The sequence below is a fragment of the Salinicola sp. V024 genome, assembly GCF_052645315.1.
Window position 1 is genome coordinate 1 of the sequence record NZ_JBQXYB010000007.1, and the last position, 21,933, is coordinate 21,933.

At 62.8% G+C, this 21,933-nt stretch carries 22 protein-coding genes; 10 read left to right on the forward strand and 12 right to left on the reverse strand.

Features of this window, described 5'->3' with window-relative positions; translation table 11 throughout:
- On the forward strand, positions 1-563 hold a 563-nt coding region (locus tag ACUN9V_RS11620), incomplete at its 5' end, for an IS3 family transposase (RefSeq protein ID WP_445511503.1).
- Between the two features lie 119 nt (positions 564-682).
- Here the strand turns inward: ACUN9V_RS11620 and coq7 are convergent.
- From coq7 to purD, 4 genes are all read right to left on the reverse strand, one after another.
- On the reverse strand, positions 683-1,324 hold the full coding sequence (coq7, locus tag ACUN9V_RS11625; protein WP_445511504.1) for a 2-polyprenyl-3-methyl-6-methoxy-1,4-benzoquinone monooxygenase: 642 nt from the start codon (positions 1,322-1,324) through the stop codon (positions 683-685).
- A gap of 83 nt (positions 1,325-1,407) precedes the next feature.
- Positions 1,408-1,752, reverse strand: coding sequence for a histidine triad nucleotide-binding protein (locus ACUN9V_RS11630; protein WP_445511505.1), 345 nt, complete (start codon positions 1,750-1,752; stop codon positions 1,408-1,410).
- Between the two features lie 47 nt (positions 1,753-1,799).
- Complete coding sequence (locus ACUN9V_RS11635) at positions 1,800-2,672, reverse strand: phosphoribulokinase (protein WP_445511506.1); 873 nt, start codon at positions 2,670-2,672, stop codon at positions 1,800-1,802.
- Positions 2,673-2,893: 221 nt separating this feature from the next.
- The gene (gene purD / locus ACUN9V_RS11640; RefSeq protein WP_445511507.1) at positions 2,894-4,189 is read right to left on the reverse strand and encodes a phosphoribosylamine--glycine ligase; all 1,296 of its coding nucleotides are present in this window, start codon (positions 4,187-4,189) and stop codon (positions 2,894-2,896) included.
- Positions 4,190-4,360: 171 nt separating this feature from the next.
- On the opposite strand from purD, the gene ACUN9V_RS11645 reads away from it, so the two are divergent.
- Entirely contained in the window at positions 4,361-5,071 is a 711-nt protein-coding gene (locus tag ACUN9V_RS11645) for a 16S rRNA (uracil(1498)-N(3))-methyltransferase (RefSeq protein ID WP_445511508.1), read from the forward strand.
- A gap of 70 nt (positions 5,072-5,141) precedes the next feature.
- On the opposite strand, the gene ACUN9V_RS11650 is transcribed toward ACUN9V_RS11645, so the two are convergent.
- The 3 genes from ACUN9V_RS11650 to ACUN9V_RS11660 all read right to left on the reverse strand — a co-directional run bounded on the left by ACUN9V_RS11650 (position 5,142) and on the right by ACUN9V_RS11660 (position 9,613).
- Entirely contained in the window at positions 5,142-5,639 is a 498-nt protein-coding gene (locus ACUN9V_RS11650; RefSeq protein WP_445511509.1) for a hypothetical protein, read from the reverse strand.
- Positions 5,636-7,963 (reverse strand): flagellar biosynthesis protein FlhF, encoded by a 2,328-nt coding sequence (gene flhF / locus ACUN9V_RS11655; protein ID WP_445511510.1) that lies wholly within the window; start codon positions 7,961-7,963, stop codon positions 5,636-5,638. Before flhF ends, ACUN9V_RS11650 begins: the two co-directional genes overlap by 4 nt.
- Positions 7,964-8,182: 219 nt before the next feature.
- Complete coding sequence (locus tag ACUN9V_RS11660; RefSeq protein ID WP_445511511.1) at positions 8,183-9,613, reverse strand: lytic murein transglycosylase; 1,431 nt, start codon at positions 9,611-9,613, stop codon at positions 8,183-8,185.
- 369 nt (positions 9,614-9,982) lie between these two features.
- On the opposite strand from ACUN9V_RS11660, the gene ACUN9V_RS11665 reads away from it, so the two are divergent.
- The 7 genes from ACUN9V_RS11665 to ACUN9V_RS11695 all read left to right on the forward strand — a co-directional run bounded on the left by ACUN9V_RS11665 (position 9,983) and on the right by ACUN9V_RS11695 (position 16,287).
- Positions 9,983-10,153 carry a hypothetical protein gene (locus ACUN9V_RS11665; protein WP_168170681.1) on the forward strand — a complete coding sequence of 57 codons (171 nt, stop codon included), beginning with the start codon at positions 9,983-9,985 and terminating at the stop codon, positions 10,151-10,153.
- Positions 10,154-10,457: 304 nt separating this feature from the next.
- A complete protein-coding gene (locus ACUN9V_RS11670; protein ID WP_445511512.1) occupies positions 10,458-13,262 on the forward strand; it encodes a monovalent cation/H+ antiporter subunit A in 2,805 nt (934 codons plus the stop codon).
- Entirely contained in the window at positions 13,262-13,609 is a 348-nt protein-coding gene (locus ACUN9V_RS11675; RefSeq protein WP_445511513.1) for a Na+/H+ antiporter subunit C, read from the forward strand. Before ACUN9V_RS11670 ends, ACUN9V_RS11675 begins: the two co-directional genes overlap by 1 nt.
- Complete coding sequence (locus tag ACUN9V_RS11680) at positions 13,606-15,123, forward strand: monovalent cation/H+ antiporter subunit D (protein ID WP_445511514.1); 1,518 nt, start codon at positions 13,606-13,608, stop codon at positions 15,121-15,123. The genes ACUN9V_RS11675 and ACUN9V_RS11680 overlap by 4 nt, the downstream gene beginning before the upstream one ends.
- Positions 15,120-15,617 carry a Na+/H+ antiporter subunit E gene (locus tag ACUN9V_RS11685; RefSeq protein ID WP_445511515.1) on the forward strand — a complete coding sequence of 166 codons (498 nt, stop codon included), beginning with the start codon at positions 15,120-15,122 and terminating at the stop codon, positions 15,615-15,617. Before ACUN9V_RS11680 ends, ACUN9V_RS11685 begins: the two co-directional genes overlap by 4 nt.
- A complete protein-coding gene (locus ACUN9V_RS11690) occupies positions 15,614-15,883 on the forward strand; it encodes a K+/H+ antiporter subunit F (protein WP_075563615.1) in 270 nt (89 codons plus the stop codon). Before ACUN9V_RS11685 ends, ACUN9V_RS11690 begins: the two co-directional genes overlap by 4 nt.
- Before the next feature lie 11 nt (positions 15,884-15,894).
- Positions 15,895-16,287: a Na+/H+ antiporter subunit G gene (locus ACUN9V_RS11695; RefSeq protein ID WP_075563616.1), complete on the forward strand. Its 393-nt coding sequence runs from the start codon at positions 15,895-15,897 to the stop codon at positions 16,285-16,287.
- 74 nt (positions 16,288-16,361) lie between these two features.
- Here the strand turns inward: ACUN9V_RS11695 and hemH are convergent, their stop codons facing one another.
- Entirely contained in the window at positions 16,362-17,345 is a 984-nt protein-coding gene (gene hemH / locus ACUN9V_RS11700) for a ferrochelatase (RefSeq protein ID WP_075563617.1), read from the reverse strand.
- 112 nt (positions 17,346-17,457) lie between these two features.
- Here hemH and ACUN9V_RS11705 point away from each other — a divergent pair, with 112 nt between their 5' ends.
- Positions 17,458-19,020: a cryptochrome/photolyase family protein gene (locus tag ACUN9V_RS11705; RefSeq protein ID WP_445511516.1), complete on the forward strand. Its 1,563-nt coding sequence runs from the start codon at positions 17,458-17,460 to the stop codon at positions 19,018-19,020.
- 238 nt (positions 19,021-19,258) lie between these two features.
- On the opposite strand, the gene ACUN9V_RS11710 is transcribed toward ACUN9V_RS11705, so the two are convergent.
- From ACUN9V_RS11710 to ACUN9V_RS11725, 4 genes are all read right to left on the reverse strand, one after another.
- Positions 19,259-19,561, reverse strand: coding sequence for a DUF6482 family protein (locus tag ACUN9V_RS11710; protein WP_445511517.1), 303 nt, complete (start codon positions 19,559-19,561; stop codon positions 19,259-19,261).
- 190 nt (positions 19,562-19,751) lie between these two features.
- Positions 19,752-20,174: a hypothetical protein gene (locus ACUN9V_RS11715; protein ID WP_445511518.1), complete on the reverse strand. Its 423-nt coding sequence runs from the start codon at positions 20,172-20,174 to the stop codon at positions 19,752-19,754.
- Complete coding sequence (locus ACUN9V_RS11720; RefSeq protein ID WP_445511519.1) at positions 20,171-21,481, reverse strand: GGDEF domain-containing protein; 1,311 nt, start codon at positions 21,479-21,481, stop codon at positions 20,171-20,173. Before ACUN9V_RS11720 ends, ACUN9V_RS11715 begins: the two co-directional genes overlap by 4 nt.
- 148 nt (positions 21,482-21,629) lie before the next feature.
- A complete protein-coding gene (locus tag ACUN9V_RS11725; RefSeq protein WP_075563621.1) occupies positions 21,630-21,923 on the reverse strand; it encodes a hypothetical protein in 294 nt (97 codons plus the stop codon).
- Positions 21,924-21,933: the final 10 nt, after the last annotated feature.

Sequence of the window (21,933 nt, forward strand, 5' to 3'; positions counted from 1 at the left end):
GATACCGCTCCTATCGAGGAACCGTAGGGCGAATCGCGCCCAATCTGCTCGACCGCCAGTTCCAGGCACAATGGCCTAATCAGAAGTGGGTCACCGATATCACGGAGTTCAGCGTCAACGGCCAGAAGCTCTATCTGTCGCCGGTCATGGACCTCTACAATGGTGAGATCGTGGCCTACCAGACAGGCAAGCGGCCGGCCCTGTCACTGGTGAGTGGCATGCTGCATAAGGCGTTGGCTCGATTGGAGCCCTCGGACAAACCGCAGTTGCACTCCGATCAAGGATGGCATTATCAACATCCCGCTTACCGGCGTTTGCTGGCGGAGAGATCCCTGGTCCAGAGCATGTCGCGGAAAGGCAACTGTCTGGACAATGCAGCGATGGAGAGTTTCTTCGGCACCCTCAAGGCCGAGTACTTCCACCTGAATCGGTTCGAGACGCTCGAGCAGCTGCAGCGAGGGATCGATCACTACATCCACTACTACAATCACGAACGCATCAAACTGACACTAAAAGGTCTGAGCCCTGTGCAGTACAGGACCCAGGCCTTGAGAGCCGACTAATTGAACCGTCCAACTTTATGGGGTCAGTTCACAATGTCGCTGGCGCTTTTCGTAGCTCGTAGCTCGTAGCTCGTAGCTCGTAGCTCGTAGCTCGTAGCTCGTAGCTCGTAGCTCGTAGCTCAGATCCGGTAGACGCTAGTCGTCATGACTTTCGACACTAGCCGCATGCCCCACTTCAACGGCAGCGGGAAGCGCTGACCGCCGGATTCCAGCGCCCAGCGCTCATGCTGCGCTTCGTCGATGCACATCTGCTCCAGTACCGCGCGCGAGCGCTTGTCGTCGATCGGCAATTTGCGCAGATGGGCTTCGAGATGCCGGCCGACCTGCTCTTCCGTCGCTGCCACGAAACCGAGACTGACTCGGTCGCCGATGGCGCCGGCCAATGCGCCCAGCCCGAAAGAAGCGGCATAGAACGCCGGATTGAGATAGCTGGTTCGGCTGTCGAGCTCCTGCAGACGCTGATCGCACCATGCCAGATGGTCGATCTCCTCTGCCGCGGCCTCTTCCATGCGTTCGCGAGTCTCGGTCAGCTTGGCCGTCAACCCCTGGCCCTGGTAGAGCGCCTGGGCGCAGACCTCGCCGGTGTGATTGACGCGCATCAATCCTGCGACCTGGTAACGCTGCTCGTCGTTCAGAGCACTTTCTGGCTGGACGTTGGCCGGCGAGGGGCGGCTCGGCTGGGCGGCCTTGGGCACCAGCGTGCGCAGCACGGTATCGAACTGGTGAATCAGATTATCGGCGCGAGAAATCTGGCGAGTCATCGATGCCTCCTGGCAATCTAGCGGCTAAACGAGGTCGGTCACTGTTGGCGAGCTGGGAAAGATGCCCTCGAGCGCGCCTTCATTCAGCCCGGCGGCCATTGCATCGAACGGCCACCCAGCAGATGCATGTGAATATGATAGACCGACTGACCGCCCGCTTCGTTGCAGTTCATCACCACTCGATAGCCGTCTTCGGCGAATCCGAGCTGCTTGGCCAGTTTGGCCGCGGTGTACTGCAGCCGCCCGACCAGGGCCAGATCGTCTTCCTCGATGTCGTTGAGGGTGGCGATCGGTTTCTTGGGGATGATCAGAATATGCGTGGGCGCCTGCGGATTGATGTCGTTGAACGCCAGCACGTGGTCGTCTTCATAGACGATATCCGCGGCTATTTCGCGATCGATGATCTTGCTGAAGAGTGTCGGCTCCATGAAAGCTCCTGAGTTCGAGATGATTTGCCGGCAGCGGCGGCTGGCGCTCAGCGAAAGCGACGCTGGGCCAGCAGTTGGCGCACCTGTGGCGCGAGGATCAGATCCATCGCCAATGACAGCCGTGCGCCCGGCACGACCAGCGTGTTGGGTCGGCTCATGAAGGCATCATGAATCATGGTGACCAGGTAAGGAAAGTCCACGGCCGCGGGATCCCGGAAACGAATCACCACGAACGACTCGCCATCGTTGGGCACGTCCTGCAGCTCGAACGGGTTGGAAGTATCGACCGTCGGCACGCGCTGAAAGTTGATGTGCGTGCGCGACAGCTGGGGCTGAATATAGCGCACGTAGTCGTGCATGCGGCCGAGAATGGTGTCGATGACCGCTTCCTGGGAGTAGCCGCGCAGCTTGGTATCGCGATCGATCTTCTGCAGCCATTCGAGATTGATGGTCGGCGCCACGCCGATCAACATGTCGACGTGCCTGGCGATGTCGACCTCGTGGGTCACCAGGCCTCCATGCAGCCCTTCGTAGAGCATCAGATCCGTGCCGCTGGGAATCGGCTGCCAGTCGGTGAAGGTGCCGACTGGCCAGCCCGCCTCGATCATGCGCTTGTCTTCGGCATGGATGTAATGGCGGTAGGTGCCCTTGCCGCTTTCACCGTACTCCTGGAACAGATCGTCGAGCCGGTCGAGCAGGTTGGCGTTGACCGAGAAATGCGAAAGCTCGGCCTTGCGCTCCGGTTCGACCTGAAGGATCTGGGCCAGCTCGGCCCGCGAATAGCGATGGAAGGCGTCGCCATCGATGAACGCCGCATGCACGTCCTCGCGGGCGAACATGCGCTCGAAGGTTCGCTTGACCGTGGTGGTACCGGCCCCCGAGGAGCCGGTCACCGCGATGATCGGAAATTCACGCGACATGCCGGACCTCCCCGACGACGAGATTCAACGCGGTCCCGAGGTCGCTCGAGAAGACGAACCGTTGTCCGGCCAATCGTTGGCACGTCACTCGCTGCATCGCGGATTCCCTTGTCTCTAAACTGGCCGATTTTCTAGCTGACTATCTCTCAGTAACTGACTTTCTCTACATACCCGACTTGCAGGACGGCCGGCGCTCTTGTCACGCCGGTCGACAGGTTTTCTCAGGTTGACCGACGCTCTCGGGCGATGGCGCGATAGGCGATATCGCGGCGGTACTCGGCGCCGGCCCAGCGGACTACCTCGACGCTGGCATAGGCCTGCGATGCCGCCGCGCCGACCGTCTCGCCGAGAGCGGTCACACATAGCACACGGCCCCCGCTGGTGACGACGCGACCATCGTCGCTGACGCGAGTACCGGCGTGGAACACCTTGCAACCAGCGGCATCCGCGGCATCGAGCCCGCCGATCTCGTCACCCTTGCGATAGTCACCGGGATAGCCTTCCGCTGCCAGCACCACGCCGACCGCCGCACGCGGATCCCACTCGCACTCGATCTGGTCGAGACGGCGCTCCAGTGCGGCCTGGCACAGCGCCACCAGATCGCTCTTCAAGCGCATCAGGATCGGCTGGGTTTCCGGATCGCCGAAACGACAGTTGTACTCGATCACTCTGGGAGCGCCGTCGGCATCGATCATCAGTCCGGCATACAGAAAGCCGGTATAAGGATGACCTTCGGCCGCCATGCCGCGAACGGTGGGCAGGATCACCTCATCCATGACGCGTTGATGAACGCTCGCGGTGACCACCGGCGCCGGCGAATACGCGCCCATGCCGCCGGTATTGGGGCCGGTATCGCCATCGCCGGCACGCTTGTGATCCTGACTAGTGGCCATTGGCAGCACGTGTTCGCCATCGACCATGACGATGAAGCTCGCCTCTTCGCCGTCGAGAAACTCCTCGATGACGACCCGAGCCCCGGCGTCGCCGAAGGCGTTGTCCTCGAGCATGTCGCGAATCGCCGCTTCGGCCTCGGCTTCGGTCATCGCCACGACGACGCCCTTGCCCGCGGCCAGCCCGTCGGCCTTGATCACGATCGGCGCGCCCATCTGCTCGAGATAGGCCAGCGCCGGCGCGACATCGCTGAAAGTCTGATAATCGGCGGACGGAATCGAATGGCGCGCCAGAAAATCCTTGGTGAAGGCCTTGGAACCTTCAAGCTGCGCGGCGCCTTCGCTGGGCCCGAAAATCGAAAGCCCCGCGGCCTGGAACGCATCGACGACGCCGGCAACGAGCGGCGCTTCCGGCCCCACGATGGTCAACTCGATCGCGTTGTCGCGCACAAAGGCGATCAGCCCTTTGCTATCCATGACATCGATGGCAACGTTGGTCAGTCCGGGCTCGCGCGCGGTGCCGGCATTGCCCGGTGCCACGAAAACCGTCTCGACCTGCGGCGATTGTGCCGCTTTCCACGCCAGCGCATGTTCGCGCCCGCCCCCGCCAATGATCAAAACCTTCATCGCTAGCCTTCTTGTGCCGAGCCTTGGCTGGCTGTGTAAGAGTGTGTGGGTAAAAGCAAGGGGCATTATGTCAGAAAGGTGCTGCGCTCGCCGCTGTGTTCAGGTAACGCCCGTTCGGGCAGAATGGCCGCCCGGTCCGATCCCTTTTCACGATGTCTCGAACGCCCGCCCATGAACCTGATTCTCCTGCAACCCGACGAATGGCTGGATGATACCCACGCCGTCATTCGCGACCCCCGCCGCCTGAGCCATCTGCGCGACATCCACGGCGCCAGCCCCGGCGACGTGCTGACCGTGGGCGCCCTCGATGGCCTGATGGGGCGCGGCGAACTGCTCTCGCTGGAGGAGATGCAAGCCCGATTCCGGATCACGCTGGACCGCGAGCCGCCGGCGCCACTGCCGGTTCATCTGCTGCTGGCGCTGCCGCGACCACGAATGCTGGCACGGACGCTGGAGCACGTCGCAGCACTGGGGGTCAAACGCGTGACGCTGATGCATACGCGCCGCGTCGAGAAAAGCTACTGGCAGTCCCCCGAGCTTAAGCCGGACAAGATCCGCCAGCATCTGCTGCTGGGGCTGGAACAGGCCCGCGATACCCGGCTGCCGGAGATTACGTTCGAGACGCGCTTCAAACCCTACGTGGAAGATCGATTGCCGGCCCTGCTCGAGGGTCAGCGCGGCCTGCTGGCGCATCCCGGCCTGAGTCAGGAGTGCCCGCGCGGGATCAGCGATCCGACCCTGCTGGCCATCGGCCCGGAGGGCGGTTTCGTCGACTACGAGGTCGAGAAGTTTCTCGAACTGGGCTTCGAGGGCATTCACCTGGGGGAGCGCATTCTACGGGTGGAAACCGCGGTGACGGCGCTACTGTCGCGATTGTTCTGAACGGATAGTCGGACCGGCCCGGGCGCCACGTGCCGTCGTTTGTACCAGCCGCTAGTACCAGCCGCTCGTACTAGCCGCTCGCTGCCGATACGCGACCCGACGCGATCAGACGATGCTGCCAGTCGGCCGGATCGCGCAGCAGTTCGACGTTCAGAAAGCGTTTGAGAGTTGTACCCAGATTGTCGAGCAGACGCGCCGTCGCGGGAGCCAAGGTTGGACGACCATACTCGCCGCCGTCATCGTCGAGCCAGAGCAGCAGAGGCAGAGAGGTGGCGGAGGCCGCTGACGCGGTGATGGATGTCAGCGCGCGCTTCACCCGGCGGTAGAGATCGGCCACGTCGAGCTCAGCCACATCAAACCCAGCCGTATCGACCCATAGCATCCAGGCCGTCACGCTCGCTTGCCGAACCTGATCGTTGCGCAGCGCTTGCCAACGACGGCCTTCGACGCGGGGAAGTTGCGCTAGCGCTCGCCCTAGCGCGTCCTCTCCCGGATCGCCGATCACCCCCAGCGCCAGGACATCGGCACTCCCCGCCCACACGCGCAGCCCCGCGGCCTGATCGGTCACGCCGCGACCGATCGACCGGAAGCGGTGACGACGCCCGCCTGCGTCAGCGCATCATGGGCGCTTAGCGTATCCATCAGCGCTTCCAGCAGCGCTTTGGGGCGGCGCCCGCAGCGGCGTTGCGCGATGCCCGACAGACGCGCGCGAACATCCATCGCCCAGGCGGCGTCTTCCGCGCCCAGCCGCAGGGCCAGCGCGGCCAACATCGAGGCCAGATGCCAGCGCTGCTCCCGATCCTTCATCAGGCCCCGTTCCTGCATCAGCTGATCGGCCTGCCGGGTCAATCCGGGCAAGGCTTCGACGAGCACGGCCTGAGGCATCCGCGATGCCATATCCAGCCCCGCATGACTGCTGCTCAACCAATAGCGACGCGCCAGGCGGCGGCCATCATCGGCATCCCGGATCTCGCCGCACCACGCCAGCACAGGCAACCCTTGTGAATCCTGCCGGCGCTGACTGATGCTCGTCTCCAGTCGCGTCAGATGAAGACTGGCTGCGCGCCCCTGATGGCGAACGCGCTGCGGTTCGACGGCCTCACCCAGCGCCATCGTCTGGGATAGCGCCTGAGACAACGTCAGCCATTCGCCAGCGTGACGAATCCGCCGCGCGCCGGTCACCGCGGCCAGCCAGCCGCCACCGGCGTCATCGAGGCATTCGAGATCGGCGACGGCCGGCAGTTGCATCAACAGGTGCCAACCAGCTCCGAGCCCGTCGGCCCAGCGCTGCTGCTCGGCATGGCCCGCGGGTAGCCGATGGCGCGGCCAGCTCAGCGGCTGTGGCATGCCCTGATGATTCAGCGAGACCAGCGGCATCGCCCGATCGGCACCGCTGACACTGGAGGTCTTCGACCAGTAGAGCGCATGCGGCGCGTCCTCTGCCGTGAGCAGGCCTTGCTGGGTGGCGTCGGCCATCAGTTGAGCAAACTTGTCAGGGCCGTCATCGGGACGTTTGGCCCGTTGCCAGACCTGCTCCAGCAGCGTCATGCCCAGGTTGTGCTGTCTCAGGGTATCGAGGGTGGCCGCCAGGGCGTCGCTCTGGCGCAGCACGCCTCGCGACAACGCCTGTTGGCGTGCCTGCTGCGGCGGTAGCTCGCGCCCCGCCGGTGCACTTGAAAAAGGGGATTCCCCCGCGAGCGACAGCGCTTCGTCGAGCAGGGATTCGGCATCCGCGCGCTCGAGATCTTCCGGCACCCGTTGCCCACGCGAGACATAGCAGAGCTTGAGCCGGTGGCGCATGACCACGTCCAGCACGCTTCCCAGCCGCGCCGCTTCATCGAGCTTGGTCAGAATACAGCCCCACAACGGCTCTCCCGCTTCCATCGACGCCTGCTGCCAGGCCTCGATGACCTGCGCCAGGGTATCGCCATGACTGGCCGCATTGAGCACCAGCACTCGCCGGACCGTTGACGGGCCGCTGCCCAGCCGCGCGATCTCGCCCATCAGACGCTGATCACGCTGGCTCATGCCGATGGTGTCGATCACCGTCAGCTTTTTTCCCGAGCTGCGCGACAGCAAGGCCCGACGCGGCTGGGTCAGACGCGTCAGCAGATCGCCGAGATCACCGTCCGCCTCCAGTGCATGGACTTCCGTGCCCAGCAGCCGCGCATAGATGCGCAGCTGTTCGGCGGCGCCAATCCGGTAGCTGTCGGTCGTGACCAGCGCGACATCCTTCGGGCCGTGACGCATCACGTAACGCGATGCCAGCTTGGCCGTCGTGGTGGTCTTGCCGACGCCGGTGGGCCCGATCAGTGCAAACACGCCGCCGGCGTCGAACACGGCGTCCTCGTCCTCCAGCAACGACAGTCGCGAGCGTAGCTGACGCACCAGCCAAGCCTTCACAGCGGGGGAATCCGGGGCTTCATCGCGCAACTCCTCCGGCGGATCCTGCAACACGTCATCGGCCAGAGTGGCGCTGAACCCGGCCTGAACCAGCTGCTGGCGCAAGCCGGCAACCAGCGTCGACACACCGGATGTCGAGGCGGATGGCATGGCAACAGTGCTTTCGCGCAACATGGTGCGGACATCATCGAGCAGCTGCCGGTTGAGCGCCTGCAGGGTTTCTACGGTCGCGTCACCGAGGGGTTCGGCGGCCGGTGTCGCGACGGTGGCCACCGTCGTCGAAGGATCAAACTCGGAAAGCGCCTGCTCATGCTCCTGTTCGGGCATGGCAATGATCTCGACCCCTCCTTCGACGGAGCGGTTGGAAAGAATCAATACCTGATCCCCCAGCGCCGATCTCACTTGGCGCATGGCTTCGCGGCTGTTGCTGGCAATGAAACGCTGGACGCCCATGGCTTCCTCGGTAGCTCGAGGCAGCCACTCGGTCATCGCGGGCTGCTCTGGAAAATCGCGCCCACAGTCTGCCAGCCGAGAAGCCTCGGGGAAGGATCGGAATGGCATTGAAATCGGCGCCAATTCGCCGCGTGAACGATCCCTACGAGATTGGGATCGATAACGACCCTATCGGCGTTTGAACACATGAAGTCTGCGAGAAGGATGGCTAGACGAGACCGGCGCCAAGGTTCGGCGCCGGTTCGACGGTCGCGATCAGCTGTCGGTGAGTTGCTGGATCAGCGACTGAGTGGGATAACCGTCGGGGATGACGCCGACACTGCGCTGATAGTCACGCAATCCCGCGCGGGTATTGGGGCCAACCAAACCGTCCGGCGTGCCGACCTCGAAGCCGTGATCGTTGAGACCCTGCTGCATGCGCCGGATACGATCCCGCGACAGCGCCGGCTCATCACGCGGCCAGTCGCTCTGGATGCCGGGACGCCCGGCCAGCCGATCCGAGAGTGTCGCCACCGCCAGCGCATAGCTGGTCGAGGCGTTGTAACGCATGATCACGCGGAAGTTGTGACCCACCAGAAAGGCCGGTCCCTTGGCGCCGGCGGGCGCAATGACCGAGGCCTGATCGAAGTCCGGCAACGATTGGCCGTCCAGGCGCTTCACACCCTGCGCCTGCCAGTCCTGGGCCGCATGGCGCACCGATAGCTCGGTCTGCGAGTAATCGAAATCATCCGGCAGTGTGACCTCGACGCCCCAGGGCTGGCCGCGCTGCCAGCCGGAAGCATCCAGATAGTTGGCGGTCGAGCCCATTACGTCGGGAATGCTGCCCCAGATGTCGCGCCGACCGTCGCCATCCTCGTCGACGGCATAGGCCAGGAAGCTGCTGGGGATGAACTGGGTATGGCCCATCGCCCCGGCCCAGGAACCCCGCATGCGATCGCGATCGATATCGCCATTCTGCAAAATCTTGAGCGCCGCCATCAGTTCGCTCCGCGCGAACGACTGACGGCGACCGTCGAAACCCAGCGTGGAGAGCGCGTCGATGGTCTCGAAGTCGCCGAAGTTGCTGCCGTAATTGCTCTCGATGCCCCAGATGGCGACGATCACTTCGCCAGGAACGCCATATTGCTGCGTCACCTCGTCCGCCGTGGCGCGATTTTCCGCGAGCCGTTCACGCCCGTTGGCGACGCGAGTCGACGATACGGCCGTGTCGAGATAGCTCCAGATCTGACGGGTGAACTCCGGCTGGGAGCGATCGAGCTCGAGAATACGCGGCTGGTAGCGGGCCTGATCGAAGGCTTCGGCAAGCGTTGCCTGGTCGATGCCCTCAGCGGCGGCGCGCTGGCGGAAATCGTCGACCCATGCATCGAACTTGGGGGCATCCTGAGCGACCTCCGGGTCCGAATCCCGTTTTGCCTCATCGTCTGCCGCCGTCGTCGAGGACGCCTGCGAGTTCGATGGCTCGGAACGCGACGATGCCGGCTGGGGTGAAGTCGCTCCAGACGAGTTCGTTCCCGAGGGGTTCGCGCTGGAAGTCGCACCGGCGGACGATGCGGATGCCTCGCTCGCACTCGCGTCCGAGGCGCTCTGCGCCGTGTGGGTATCGGCAACGCTCTGACAGCCCAGGAGGGCGAGACAGAGGCACAGCGAGAGTGTGGCTGGGGCCTTGACCGGCAGTGAACGCTTCACGAGAGCACATCCTTAATGCTGAGTTCTTGATGCAGAGTTGTTCCGAAATCACGCTGGACGCGGTGGAGCTCACCATCGCGCCGCATCCGCAGTGTAGCGCATCCCATCACCGGGGGAATTCGAGGATGGCGAGGAAGCGACGATAGAGGGCCACCGGCCCGCCCCGCTTTCAGCCACCGGCAGCGAGCGCCACGACCCGGTCGCCGGTGTCGCACCCTATGGCTAGGTGTATATCGGCATGGTACAGTCGGTGCGACACCCTCGTTCGAATCTCGTAAATCACTAGGTTTTTCAGTGATTTCGCTGCGCGCGAACGATGATCGAGCGTTTTCTACCCATCGCGCGTTTCGTGCAAAGAGGAGAGACACCATGCCGGGCCACATGCCTAGCCAGCGATCGCTGACATGCGCGACCTGCCGCATCGGTGCCCACGCCCCGTCGTCCCTTACCGGTACGATCCAGGACCAGACGCCCGCCTGGATGCTGGCCCCTCGCGGCGCTCGCCGCCCCTATCTGACCGATCCGCCTCGGCGTCTCTGAGCTGGCACGGAAGCTCGGGCGGGCCAATAGCGTCGCTGCCCTCTCCGTTCGTCAGCCGCATCGTTGGGTAGATGAATGCTCCTACCGCTTCGCGCGGAACAAGCTCACCAGGCCCCCGCGTCAACTCCTGATCCCGACGACACGATGCCATTCTCGTGCGACTGGCGACATCGCTTACACTGAACCAGGAAGCGATTGCAGACCCGGAGCGACAAACGCGAGAACGAAGCTCGACCCCTTGGCTCGCGGCCCTGTGCCGGGCCGAACTCGAGCCTCCCTGATCCCAGAATAGAGCGACAACTTCATGTCACTGCCGCTAATCGTTCTGCTGCCCCTGCTGGGCAGCCTGATACCGATGCTGAGCAACAACCAGCATCGAACGATCAATGCCTGGTCCACCGCGCTGCTGCCGGCCATTGCGCTGGGCATCGTCATCGCCCATGCGCCGGGCGTGATCTCCGGCGAGGTCTACCACTTCAGCGTGAACTGGGTGCCTCAACTGGGGCTCGATCTGGCGTTCCGGATCGATGGGCTCTCGCTGCTGTTTTTGCTGCTGATTCTGGGCATCGGGCTGCTGATCATTCTGTATGCCCGCTACTATCTGTCGCCGGACGACAGCATGCCGCGCTTCTACGCCTATCTGATGCTGTTCATGACCTCGATGATCGGCATCGTCATGGCCGACAACCTGCTGCTGCTGTGGGTGTTCTGGGAGCTGACCAGCCTGTCGTCCTTCCTGTTGATCGGCTACTGGTCTCAGCAGAGCGAGGCCAGACGCGGCGCTCGGATGGCGCTTGTCGTGACCGGCATGGGCGGGCTCGCGATGCTGGCCGGGTTCCTGCTGATCGGCCATATCGTCGGCACCTACGACATGCAGACCGTGCTCGACAGCCGTGACCTGATCCAGGCCGATCCGCGCTATCTGCCGGCACTGCTGCTGGTGCTGCTGGGCGCCTTCACCAAGTCGGCGCAGTTCCCGTTCCACTTCTGGCTGCCGCATGCGATGGCAGCGCCGACACCGGTGTCGGCATTCCTGCACTCCGCGACCATGGTCAAGGCCGGGGTGTTTCTGCTCGCGCGCATGCATCCGGCGCTGGCTGGCTCCCAGCTGTGGCTCTATATCGTCACCCTCACCGGGCTGGTGACGATGATCTACGCGGCCTATTTCGCCCTGCTCAAATACGACCTCAAGGGCGTGCTGGCGTTCTCTACCGTCAGCCATCTCGGCATGATCACCATGCTGTTCGGCCTGGACAGCAAGCTGGCGGTCGCCGCGGGCCTGTTCCACATCATCAACCACGCGCTGTTCAAGGCGTCGCTATTCATGTCAGCCGGCATCATCGATCACGAAACCGGTACGCGCGACATCCGCAAGCTCAGCGGCCTGCGCCACAGCATGCCGATGACCGCGCTGCTGGCCGGATTGGCCGCGTCATCCATGGCCGGGGTGCCCCTGCTCAACGGTTTCATCTCGAAAGAGATGATGCTGACCGAAGCGCTGGGGACCGGCATTCTCGGCGGCCTGGCCTGGCTGATTCCGGTGCTGGCAACGATCGGCAGCATACTCTCGGTGGCCTATTCGCTGCGCTACGTGCGCAACATCTTTTTCGGCCCCGAAGCCAAGGATCTGCCCCAAACGCCCCACGAAGCCCCATTCTTGATGCGGCTACCGATGCTGGTGCTCGTCGGCCTCTGCGTGATCATCGGTCTGATGCCGGCGCTGACGGTCACGGGGCTGCTCGATGCCGCCGCTCAGGCCACGATCCTGTCGCCGCGCCCGGAACTCCATCTGGCGATCTGGCACGGTTTCAATCTGCCGCTGCTGATGAGCGCCGTCGCCCTGGCCGGCGGCGCCGGGCTCTATGCGGTGCGTCGCAATCTGTTCAACTTTCAACGCCAGTTTCCGCAGCGCGATGCCCTGATGACCTTCGAGAACAACGTTCTGCGGCTCCTGCACTGGACACAGACGGCGATCGACCGTTTCGAAAACGGCTCGCTTCAGCGCTACATGCTGTGGCTGATCATTGCCGTGCTGTTCCTGACCGGAAGCGGTCTGCTGGATCTCGAGCAGCTGCAGGGCCCACGTCAGCTGCAGGCCCTCGATGGTCTGCTGATCGTCGGCGCCGCGATCACTATCCTGGCCGGGCTGGGCACGGCGATCCTGCATCGGCGACGGCTGGTGTCGTTGATGATGCTGTCGGTGGTCGGTCTGATGGTCTCGCTGGCTTTCGCACGCTTCTCGGCCCCCGATCTCGCGCTGACCCAGCTGGCGGTCGAGGTAGTGACGGTGATCCTGCTGATGCTGGCGCTGTTCTTCCTGCCCCAGCGTACGCCCAAGGAGTCCAGCGGCCCGCGAGTGGTCAGGGACGTACTGTTAGCCGCAGGTTTCGGCGGCGTGGTCGCGAGTCTCAACTACGCCCTGCTGACCCGACCGCTGGATACCATCTCCGGCTTCTTCCTCGACAATAGCGTCAGCGGCGGCGGGGGCCACAACGTGGTCAACGTCATCCTGGTCGACTTCCGCGGGTTCGATACGCTAGGCGAGATCACGGTGCTGTGCATCGCCGCCATCGGCATCTACAAGCTGCTCAATCGCCTGCGCCTGTTCATGCCGTCGAGCGACAGTGAGGGCCGCCCGTGGTCGAAGGATCTCCATCCGATGCTGCTGGGAACGGTATCGCAGACGCTACTGCCACTGGCGCTGCTGGTGTCCGTCTACATCTTCCTGCGCGGCCACAACGAGCCCGGTGGCGGTTTCATCGCCGGGCTGGTGACCGCGGTGGCGCTGATCCTGCTCTACATCGCCCGTGGCGTGGACTGGTCTCAGCAGCGACTGTCGTTCCACTATCAACCGATCGCGGTGACCGGGGTCGCCATCGCGGCGCTGACCGGGCTCGGCAGCTGGGCCTTCGGTCACAACTTCCTGACCTCCGCCTTCGGTCATTTCTCGATTCCCTACATTGGCGAGGTCGAGCTGGCGACGGCCATGCTGTTCGACCTGGGCGTCTATCTGACCGTCGTCGGCGCCACCCTGATGATCCTGGCCAACCTGGGCAAACTGACGACACGCCATCGTCCCAGCAAAGAAAATGACAAGGAGACCGTCTGATGGAAGCGCTCTATGCCACCGTGACCGGTTTCCTCGCCGCCAGCGGCCTCTACCTGGCGCTGCGCGGGCGGACTTTCCCCGTGGTCGTGGGCCTGACCCTGCTCTCCTATGCGGTCAACCTGTTCCTGTTTTCCACCGGCGGCCTGACCACCAACGGCGCCGCGGTGATCCAGGACGGCGTCAGCTACTATGCGGATCCGCTCCCCCAGGCCCTGGTGCTGACGGCGATCGTGATCGGCTTCGCCATGACCGCCTTCTCGGTGATCCTGGCGATGCGCGTGCGTGGCGATCTGGGCAGCGATCAGGTCAATGACCAGCGCGAAGAGTCGAAGGAGGACAAGTCATGATGCACCACTTGATCACCCTGCCGATCCTTCTGCCGCTGTTGAGCGGGCTGCTGATGCTGGTCAAGCGCGACTCGGTGGTACTGCCACGCCGAGTGATCGCCGTCGTCACCACGGCGCTGCTGCTGCTGATCAGTGCCGTGCTGGTGATCCAGAGCGACAGCGGCGAGATCACCTATTACGCGCTGGGTGACTGGCAGCCGCCGTTCGGCATCATTCTGGTGCTCGATCGGCTCTCCGCGCTGATGGTATGCCTGACCAGTTTCCTAGCGCTGGGTAGCGTGGTCTACGCCTGTGCCGGTGACGATCGCAAGGGCAGCAACTTTCACGGCCTGTTCCAGCTCCAGTTGATGGGGATCAACGGCGCCTTCCTGACCGGCGACATCTTCAACCTGTTCGTGTTCTTCGAGGTACTGCTGATCGCCTCCTACTCGCTGCTGATGCACGGCGGCGGCAAGGATCGAACCCAGGCCGGCTTCCACTACGTGGCGCTGAACCTGGCAGGGTCGGCGATGTTCCTGATCGCTCTCGGCGTGCTTTACGGCACCACCGGCACCCTCAACATGGTGGACATGTCGCAAAAAGTGGCAACGCTCGATCCCAGCCGGCTGGGCTTGCTGAAGGCGGGGGCGTTCCTGTTGCTGGTGGTGTTCGGGCTCAAGGCGGCGATCCTGCCGCTCTATTTCTGGCTGCCGCGCGCCTACAGCAGCGCGCCGGCACCGGTGGCGGCACTGTTCGCGATCATGACCAAGGTGGGTGTCTACGCCATTCTGCGGATCTACACGCTGATCTTCGGGGGTAGCGCAGGAGAGCTCGCCAATTTCGTCCAGCCCTGGCTGTGGTGGTTCGCGCTGGCGACCCTCGCGCTGGGTGGCGTGGGCGTGCTGTCGGCGCGCGATCTACGCAGCCAGGTGGCCTATCTGATCATCATCTCGGTGGGCACGCTACTGGTCGGCGTCAGCATGAGTCGTGAGGCACCTTTCGCCGCCCTGCTTTACTACATGATCCATACGACCCTGGCCACCGGCGGACTGTTTCTGCTCGCGGATGCGATCAGCGAACAGCGTGGCAAGGCCGGGGCGCGTATCGTGTCCGGGCGCGGCGTCACTCAGCCGGCGCTGCTGGGTCTGTTCTACTTCGTCGGCGCAATGACCGTCGTTGGTCTGCCACCGCTGTCGGGTGCGATCGGCAAGGTGCTGCTGCTCGACTCGGCCCTACCCAGCGAACAGCCCTGGCTGTGGTCGCTGCTGCTGCTCTCGAGTCTCGCCGGGCTCATTGCCATGTCGCGCAGCGGTTCGGCGGTTTTCTGGAAGGCGACGCGTGGCGATGAGGAAGGACCGCGCCTGAAGGTCGCCATGCTGGCCGGCCTGATCCTGCTGATCGGTGCCTCGCCGGTGATGTCGATTCTGGCCGGCCCGATCACGCGATTCACCGATGCCAGTGCCACGCAGCTGCTCGATCACAGCGCCTACGTCGAGGCGATCCTGTCCCACAACGTCGCTGGAGGTGATTCATGATTCCTCCCACTCGCTGGCTGCCGATGCCGGTTCTGTCCCTGATGCTGCTGGTGGTGTGGCTACTGCTGCAGCACAGTATTTCACTCGGCCAGTGGCTTCTCGGCGGCTTTCTGGCGATTCTGATTCCGGTGCTGTGTCGTCCGTTCTGGGAGCGCCAGCCGACCATCAAGCGACCGCTGAAGCTGGTCGGCTACTTTTTTCGTGTCCTGGGCGACATCGTGACCGCCAATCTGCAGGTCTCGAAGTTGATTCTCGATCCTCGTGGCCGGATGCGCCCGGCCTTCGTCGAGTATCCGCTGACGCTGAAGGAGAATTTTCCGATCACCATTCTCGCCAGCACCATCACCATGACACCCGGCACCGTTTCGGCCCACCTGCGTCTGGATGGCAGGACTCTGCTGATTCACGCGCTGGACGTGGGCGATATCGACGCCCTGATCAACGACATTCACCAGCGCTACGAGCGCCCGTTGCTGGAGATCTTCGAATCATGATCGATACGGCTCTGTGGATCGCACTGGCGCTGTTCTGCGCCGCCATCGTGCTCAATTTCTATCGTGCCGTGGTCGGGCCGAGCCTGCCGGATCGCATTCTGGCGGTGGACACCATGTACATGAACTCGATCGCGCTGATCGTGCTGTTCGGTATCTGGGTCAACAACAAGGACTACTTCGAGGCGGCACTGCTGATCGCGATGCTGGGCTTCGTCAGTACCATTGCCGTCTGCAAGTATCTGCTGCGCGGCGATATCATCGAATAGGAGGCGAGAAGATGCTGGATACGATGATTGAAGGCGCGATCGCCTTCATGCTAATCGCCGGGGGTGCGTTTGCCTTCATCGGCTCGTTGGGCCTGACCCACCTGAAGGACTTCTACATGCGCCTTCACGGCCCTTCGAAGACCACCACGCTGGGAGTCGGCTGCACGCTGATCGGCGCACTTATCTTCTTCAGCCGCGAGGATGGGCCGGTGATCCAGGAACTGCTGATCACCATCTTCGCGTTCATCACCGCGCCGGTTTCGGCACATATGCTGGCCAAGAGCGCGCTGCACCATAAGCTCAAGCCGGATCCCCGCACCCGCGGCAATCCGGTCGAGCTGGAGAGTGAAAAGCCCCGGCACACGATCGAGGAATCCCCTCAGGGCGACTCTCCCCTGCCTTAGCTTTGGCCTTGGCCTGGGCCTAAAAACCGCCCGGGGAGTGCCTGGAACAGCGTGCGTCGCCCGCCACCGCGGCTTTACCAGCCTGCGGTGTGCTGTTCGACCAGATTGGCCAACAGGGTGATGTGCTCGGGGCGTTCGTTGAGTGCAGGGATATAGCGGTAGCGCCCGCCTCCGGCGTGCTGGAAGTATTCGCGGTTCTCGGCGTCGATCTCTTCCAGCGTCTCCAGGCAGTCCGCCGCAAAGGCGGGGCTGATGATGTCGACGCACTCGGTCTTGTCCGCGCCCCACGCCTTCAAGGTTTCGTCGGTGTAAGGCTTGAGCCACTCCTCCCGCCCGAATCGCGACTGATAGCTCTGGAACCACTCTCCCTTGCCCAGCCCCAGCTCTTCGGCCAGCAGCCGGCTGGTCGTCTGGCAGTGCCGAGCGTAGGGATCGCCGTTATCGACGTAGCGCTTGGGGATGCCGTGGTAGGACATCAGCAACCGACCGCGGTCGCCGTTAACCTCCCAGTGCTGACGAACGCTAGCCGCCAGCGCGGCGATGTAGTCAGGATGGTCGTGATAATCGCGCACGAAACGCAGTTCCGGCAGATGTGGGCAGGGATCCAGCGCCTTGGCCAGGCGCTGGAATACCGCGCCGGTGGTGGTACGCGAGAACTGCGGATAAAGCGGCAATACCAGAATGCGGTCGACCCCGGCGTCGCGCAGCCGCAGCCCAGCCTCTTCCATGCTCGGCTTGCCGTAGGTCATCGCCAGCTCCACCGGGATTTCCTCACCTTCAGAGCTTGCCAGACGCGCATGCAGCGCGCGCTGCTGGCGCCGGCCGATCGCCAGCAACGGCGACCCCTCCTCCTGCCATACCGAGGCGTAGGCCTTGGCGACCTTGGGCGGACGAATACGCAGAATCACGCCATGAAGAATGGGCCACCACAGCCAGCGCGGCGCGTCGATGACCCGTGGGTCGCCGAGAAACTCGCCCAGATACTGCCTCACCGCCTTGGGGGTGGGCGCCTCGGGCGTACCCAGATTGACCAGCATGACTCCGTAACGGGCCGTCATTTATACCACTCCTGTCCCTGCCATCTTGGGGCGAAATTCTATCACTATCGGTTTGCACGAACCCGATCATCTTATACGATCAAATCCATGTGTATAAGTTATGGATAACTTCATGTCGAAACCGCTGATCCTGATTCTGGGCGATCAGTTGAGCGAGGCACTGGACGTCCTCGCCAGCGCCCCGCCCAATGCCGTGGTCGCACTCTGCGAAGTCAAGGCAGAGGGAGACTACGTCCCCCACCACCCCCAGAAGATCGTGCTGATATTGTCGGCGATGCGTCACTTCGCCGATACCCTGCGCGACAAAGGGTATCAGGTCCACTACAGCGCGCTCGACGACGATGACAATCGCCAGGACCTGCTGGAAGAAGCCGAACGACTTGCCGACGCCTACGGCTGTGACGAGATCCGGGTGACACATCCCGGCGAATGGCGGCTGCTCGAACGCATTCAGCGTAGAGGGACGCGTTGGCGACTGTTCGAGGATTCACGCTTCTACTGCTCGATCGATGATTTCGGCGATTGGCTCGAGGGGCGCAAGCGCTTCCGGATGGAAGATTTCTACCGCCAGATGCGCCAACGTACCAGCCTGCTGATGGAAGATGGCGAACCCGCCGGCGGGCAGTGGAACTTCGACCATGACAATCGCCGGCCACTCGATAGCGACCTTGTCTTTCCCACTCCGCCAAGACACCGCCAGGACGAGATCACGCGGGACGTCACGGCGCTGGTGGAAGCGCATTTCGGCGATCATTTCGGCACGCTGGAGGGGTTCAACTGGGCGGTGACTCGACGTCAGGCGCTGACGGACCTGCGCCACTTCATCGCGCAGGCGCTGCCCGACTTCGGCACCTACCAGGATGCCATCAGCGATAGCGAACCGCTGCTGTTTCATTCGCGATTGTCGGCATCGATGAACATCGGCCTGCTTTCGCCAAGGGAGGTGTGCGAGGCGGCGCAGACGGCCTGGCAGCAGGGTCGTGCGCCGATCAACGCAGTGGAAGGCTTCGTACGTCAGATTCTGGGCTGGCGCGAATACGTGCGCGGTATCTACTGGCAACGAATGCCGGACTACAAGAGGGAGAATCGGCTCGACGCTCGGCGCGGCCTGCCCGACTTCTACTGGACCGCGGAGACCGATCTGCGCTGCGTGCGCCGTGCGCTGGAGATGACCCGCGACAACGCCCATGCCCATCACATTCAGCGGCTGATGGTCACCGGCAACTTCGCGCTGCTTTGCGGTGTCGCACCGGCGGCGCTTTGCGACTGGTATCTGGCGGTCTATGTCGACGCTTTCGAATGGGTAGAACTGCCCAATACGCTGGGCATGACACTCTACGCCGACGGCGGCTACCTCGGCTCCAAACCCTACTGCGCCTCGGGAAAATATATCGATCGCATGTCGGATCACTGCCGTCACTGCCGCTACGACGTCAAGCAGGTCACCGGCGAACACGCCTGTCCCTTCAACAGTCTCTACTGGCATTTTCTGGATCGCCATCGCGAGCAGCTGCGCGGCAATCATCGCATGAAACTCATCTACGGCAGCTGGGATCGCATGCAGGAAGACAAGCGGACGGCGATACTCGATCAGGCCGGAAAGTTCATCGACTCGCTCACCTTCGAGGCCGCATACGGCAAAGGCGATCACGCCAATGGCTACCGACGTCGCTGAGAAGCGAGAGCAGCAAGATCGGGACGACTAGCGAAGAAAGGATCGGATCGAGACGGGATGACAACCTGAACGAGACACGGCAAGAGAACTGCGCGAGAGCTGCATGGGAACTGCGTGAGAGCTGCAGCGACAAAGCAAACTTCCCTCCAAAGCAGGGCAAGTCAATTCTGAGCTTGCCGGAGGGAAACGGGGTGGATGAATGAAGAAGGGTGGCGGTTGCGGCGTTCGAACTGCGGGATCAGAAGACCAGCGGCATCCGGGATAACAGCGGGTCATGATAGCGCGCTTCGTGCCCGACGATCTCGTCGTTGGCGACCTGCTGAACCAGATAGGCGCGACGAATACCGGCCTGCTTCAGCTCGCCGTAGACATCGTCTAGCGAACGAAACAGCATCGGCTTGCCGCGCCGGGTCAAGATTTTCGTGGCCCCATCTGCCGGTTCCAGCATGACCTGATAGTAGCGACTGCCGGCATGGGCAATGACACGAATCTCGAAATTTTCGTGCTGTCGCTGATAGTGCGCGAACTCCGTGAGTTCCATGATTTCCTCCTGCGGATCGTATATGCAATCGTTATCTGGATCGGGACGACATGCCTTGTCATCCCGTGCGACACACTGACAGTCGGTTATGACAGGGCTGTGACTACGCTCTGCCTGGAAAAGCCTGCCCTTACTTATACGGCGTTAAAAGCCTTGTCTGGCTATCGCTCGTCGATTTCTTAGACAGCGTTCAGGACGCGGCGACATATTGATCGTTCAATTCCGCGGCAGGTTGTGATCGGTGATTTAGCGTTACCACGATACGGCCGTTATCGGCACGCTTGGCAGCCGGCTTGAAGTGACTCCAGAGATCGCCGAAGCTCTCGACCCTGGCCTCGGCACCGACGCGAAGCGCAATGATCGACAGGCGGACCAGCGGAAAGAAACGCCATTGATCGTAACGATCCTTGGCATGAAAGCCGCCATCCGCTCTGGCGTCGGCAGGAACCAGCGCATGCATCTCGACGATGAATCGGCGCTGGATGGCGGCCAGCCGGCGGTGAAGATCCTCCCCGTCATCCAGCAGCAAGATGAAATCGTCGCCGCCGAGATGGCCCAGGAAGTCTTTCCGTCCCAGTTCGTTTCTCACCAGGTTTGCCAGCGTGAGGATCATTCGATCCCCAGGGCGTAGCCGAAACGGTCGTTGAAGGGCTTAAAATGGTCGATATCCAGATAGCAGGCGACGAAGCTACGCGCCTGACGCTGATAATTTTCCAACGCCAACCTGATGGGCCGGTTGCCGGGCAACTGGGTCAGCGGATTGGCTTGGCGGGCCAGTTGAACCTGCTGCTCGGTGAACAGTTGCAGCAGGTTGATGACGTGCCCCATGCCCAGATAGCGACCACCGTCAGTGATGATGAAATCCTCGTCACGAGAGGTCTCCCCGCGCCCCGTCACCTTGCGCGAGACCCGGTCGAGCGGCTCATGCGCTTCCACGCAGAGCGCCCGGGTTCGCATCACCCTGGCAATGGGCTGACGACCGTGCAGATCGAAACCGAAGCGTTTGCCGAGCAGTGCCATGAGTTGCTGACGCGCGAGAATGCCGACAGGTCGGCAATGGTCATCGACGACCGCCAGCGCATTGGCATGGGGCAGACGGCTGAAGCGTTCGGATGCCTCCGCCACACTGAGACCGGACTCTAGCGCCGGTAGAGGAATGCTGAGTCGGCGGATCTCGGTCGCTGCAGTCGCAGGACGACGATTGGCAGCCAATGACGCCAGCCTAGCTTCGAGCGACTCGCGTATCTGGTGGGGGGCCGGATCGGGGCGCGCGAACAGCCATCCCTGGCAATAATCCACGCCCATATCGAGAAGGGTATCCAGCTCTCCCTCTCGCTCCACACCCTCCGCGATGACACGACTGTCCATGCTGTGCGCGATGTCGATGATGGAGTGGACGAAGCGGCGTTTGACCCGATCACCGTCGAGGCCCGTGACGAAGTGTCGGTCGAGCTTGACGTAGTCGGGGTTCAGCTGCGACCAGAGCCGAAGCCCAGCATAGCCATCTCCCAGATCATCCAGGGCGATGGAAAAACCCATCGACTGATAGTGGCGAGCGGCCTCGGCCATGAGATCGGGATCGATCCCCGGCGACTGCTCGGTAATCTCGATGACAAGGTTCGAGGGCGCGAGACCGTGCTGCTGCAACGAGGTCAGGGTCTTGCCAGTGAGATGCTCGGGATCGATCAGCACTTCCGGACTGACGTTAAGAAATAGAAGCTCGTCGAGTCCAGTAGCGACCCAGCTCTCGATTGCCCGTTCCCGGCATCCGCGCTCCAGCGCAGCAAGCAGACCCCGCTCGCGCGCCGCCTGGAACATCGGGATCGGGCTGGCATAGGGCGAACCCTGCGGCCCCCGGGACAATGCCTCGTAAGCGAGAATTCTCCCGGTGACAACGGAGACGATCGGTTGAAAATGCACGCTCAAATCGCGTTGAGCGATAATGTCCTCGAGGGAGGGCGGAGCGATCAGAGCGGTAGGTGGATTCATGAACGTCATGGAAGCGCAACAACATGACGCAATGATGACACAACCTGTTACACTTCGTTTACTCGCTCAAAAAGTTCTGTTACTGGTAGTCGGCGGGGTCGATGGCCTTGCCCAGCGAGTTGCGATCGACCCATTTCCCCGCCTTGGCTTCCTTGTAGCGAAACACGACCCGGTCGCCGACGCTCACCGGTATCTCGGAGTCTTCGGTCTGGTAGCTATAGAGCTCGCCGTCGACGGTCAGCCAATGGCGGTAGAGATCCGGCATCCCCAACCACTCCTTGAACGGTCCTTCCCGCTCATGCTTCTCCAGTTGGCCGCGTACTTCGATCTTGGGTGTACGTTGACGACGCCCCCGCTGAAAACCGCCTGCCATGTTTGACTCC

What these genes read in the sequence shown, in the direction of transcription:
- ACUN9V_RS11685 (WP_445511515.1), top strand. Translation starts at nt 15,120, where the DNA reads ATGATTCCTCCCACTCGCTGGCTGCCGATGCCGGTTCTGTCCCTGATG.
- ACUN9V_RS11705 (WP_445511516.1), top strand. Translation starts at nt 17,458, where the DNA reads ATGTCGAAACCGCTGATCCTGATTCTGGGCGATCAGTTGAGCGAGGCA.
- ACUN9V_RS11645 (WP_445511508.1), top strand. Translation starts at nt 4,361, where the DNA reads ATGAACCTGATTCTCCTGCAACCCGACGAATGGCTGGATGATACCCAC.
- ACUN9V_RS11690 (WP_075563615.1), top strand. Translation starts at nt 15,614, where the DNA reads ATGATCGATACGGCTCTGTGGATCGCACTGGCGCTGTTCTGCGCCGCC.
- hemH (WP_075563617.1), bottom strand. Translation starts at nt 17,345, where the DNA reads ATGACGGCCCGTTACGGAGTCATGCTGGTCAATCTGGGTACGCCCGAG.
- purD (WP_445511507.1), bottom strand. Translation starts at nt 4,189, where the DNA reads ATGAAGGTTTTGATCATTGGCGGGGGCGGGCGCGAACATGCGCTGGCG.
- ACUN9V_RS11630 (WP_445511505.1), bottom strand. Translation starts at nt 1,752, where the DNA reads ATGGAGCCGACACTCTTCAGCAAGATCATCGATCGCGAAATAGCCGCG.
- ACUN9V_RS11670 (WP_445511512.1), top strand. Translation starts at nt 10,458, where the DNA reads ATGTCACTGCCGCTAATCGTTCTGCTGCCCCTGCTGGGCAGCCTGATA.
- ACUN9V_RS11710 (WP_445511517.1), bottom strand. Translation starts at nt 19,561, where the DNA reads ATGGAACTCACGGAGTTCGCGCACTATCAGCGACAGCACGAAAATTTC.
- ACUN9V_RS11665 (WP_168170681.1), top strand. Translation starts at nt 9,983, where the DNA reads ATGCCGGGCCACATGCCTAGCCAGCGATCGCTGACATGCGCGACCTGC.
- ACUN9V_RS11715 (WP_445511518.1), bottom strand. Translation starts at nt 20,174, where the DNA reads ATGATCCTCACGCTGGCAAACCTGGTGAGAAACGAACTGGGACGGAAA.
- ACUN9V_RS11695 (WP_075563616.1), top strand. Translation starts at nt 15,895, where the DNA reads ATGCTGGATACGATGATTGAAGGCGCGATCGCCTTCATGCTAATCGCC.
- coq7 (WP_445511504.1), bottom strand. Translation starts at nt 1,324, where the DNA reads ATGACTCGCCAGATTTCTCGCGCCGATAATCTGATTCACCAGTTCGAT.
- ACUN9V_RS11680 (WP_445511514.1), top strand. Translation starts at nt 13,606, where the DNA reads ATGATGCACCACTTGATCACCCTGCCGATCCTTCTGCCGCTGTTGAGC.
- ACUN9V_RS11675 (WP_445511513.1), top strand. Translation starts at nt 13,262, where the DNA reads ATGGAAGCGCTCTATGCCACCGTGACCGGTTTCCTCGCCGCCAGCGGC.
- ACUN9V_RS11635 (WP_445511506.1), bottom strand. Translation starts at nt 2,672, where the DNA reads ATGTCGCGTGAATTTCCGATCATCGCGGTGACCGGCTCCTCGGGGGCC.
- ACUN9V_RS11725 (WP_075563621.1), bottom strand. Translation starts at nt 21,923, where the DNA reads ATGGCAGGCGGTTTTCAGCGGGGGCGTCGTCAACGTACACCCAAGATC.
- flhF (WP_445511510.1), bottom strand. Translation starts at nt 7,963, where the DNA reads ATGACCGAGTGGCTGCCTCGAGCTACCGAGGAAGCCATGGGCGTCCAG.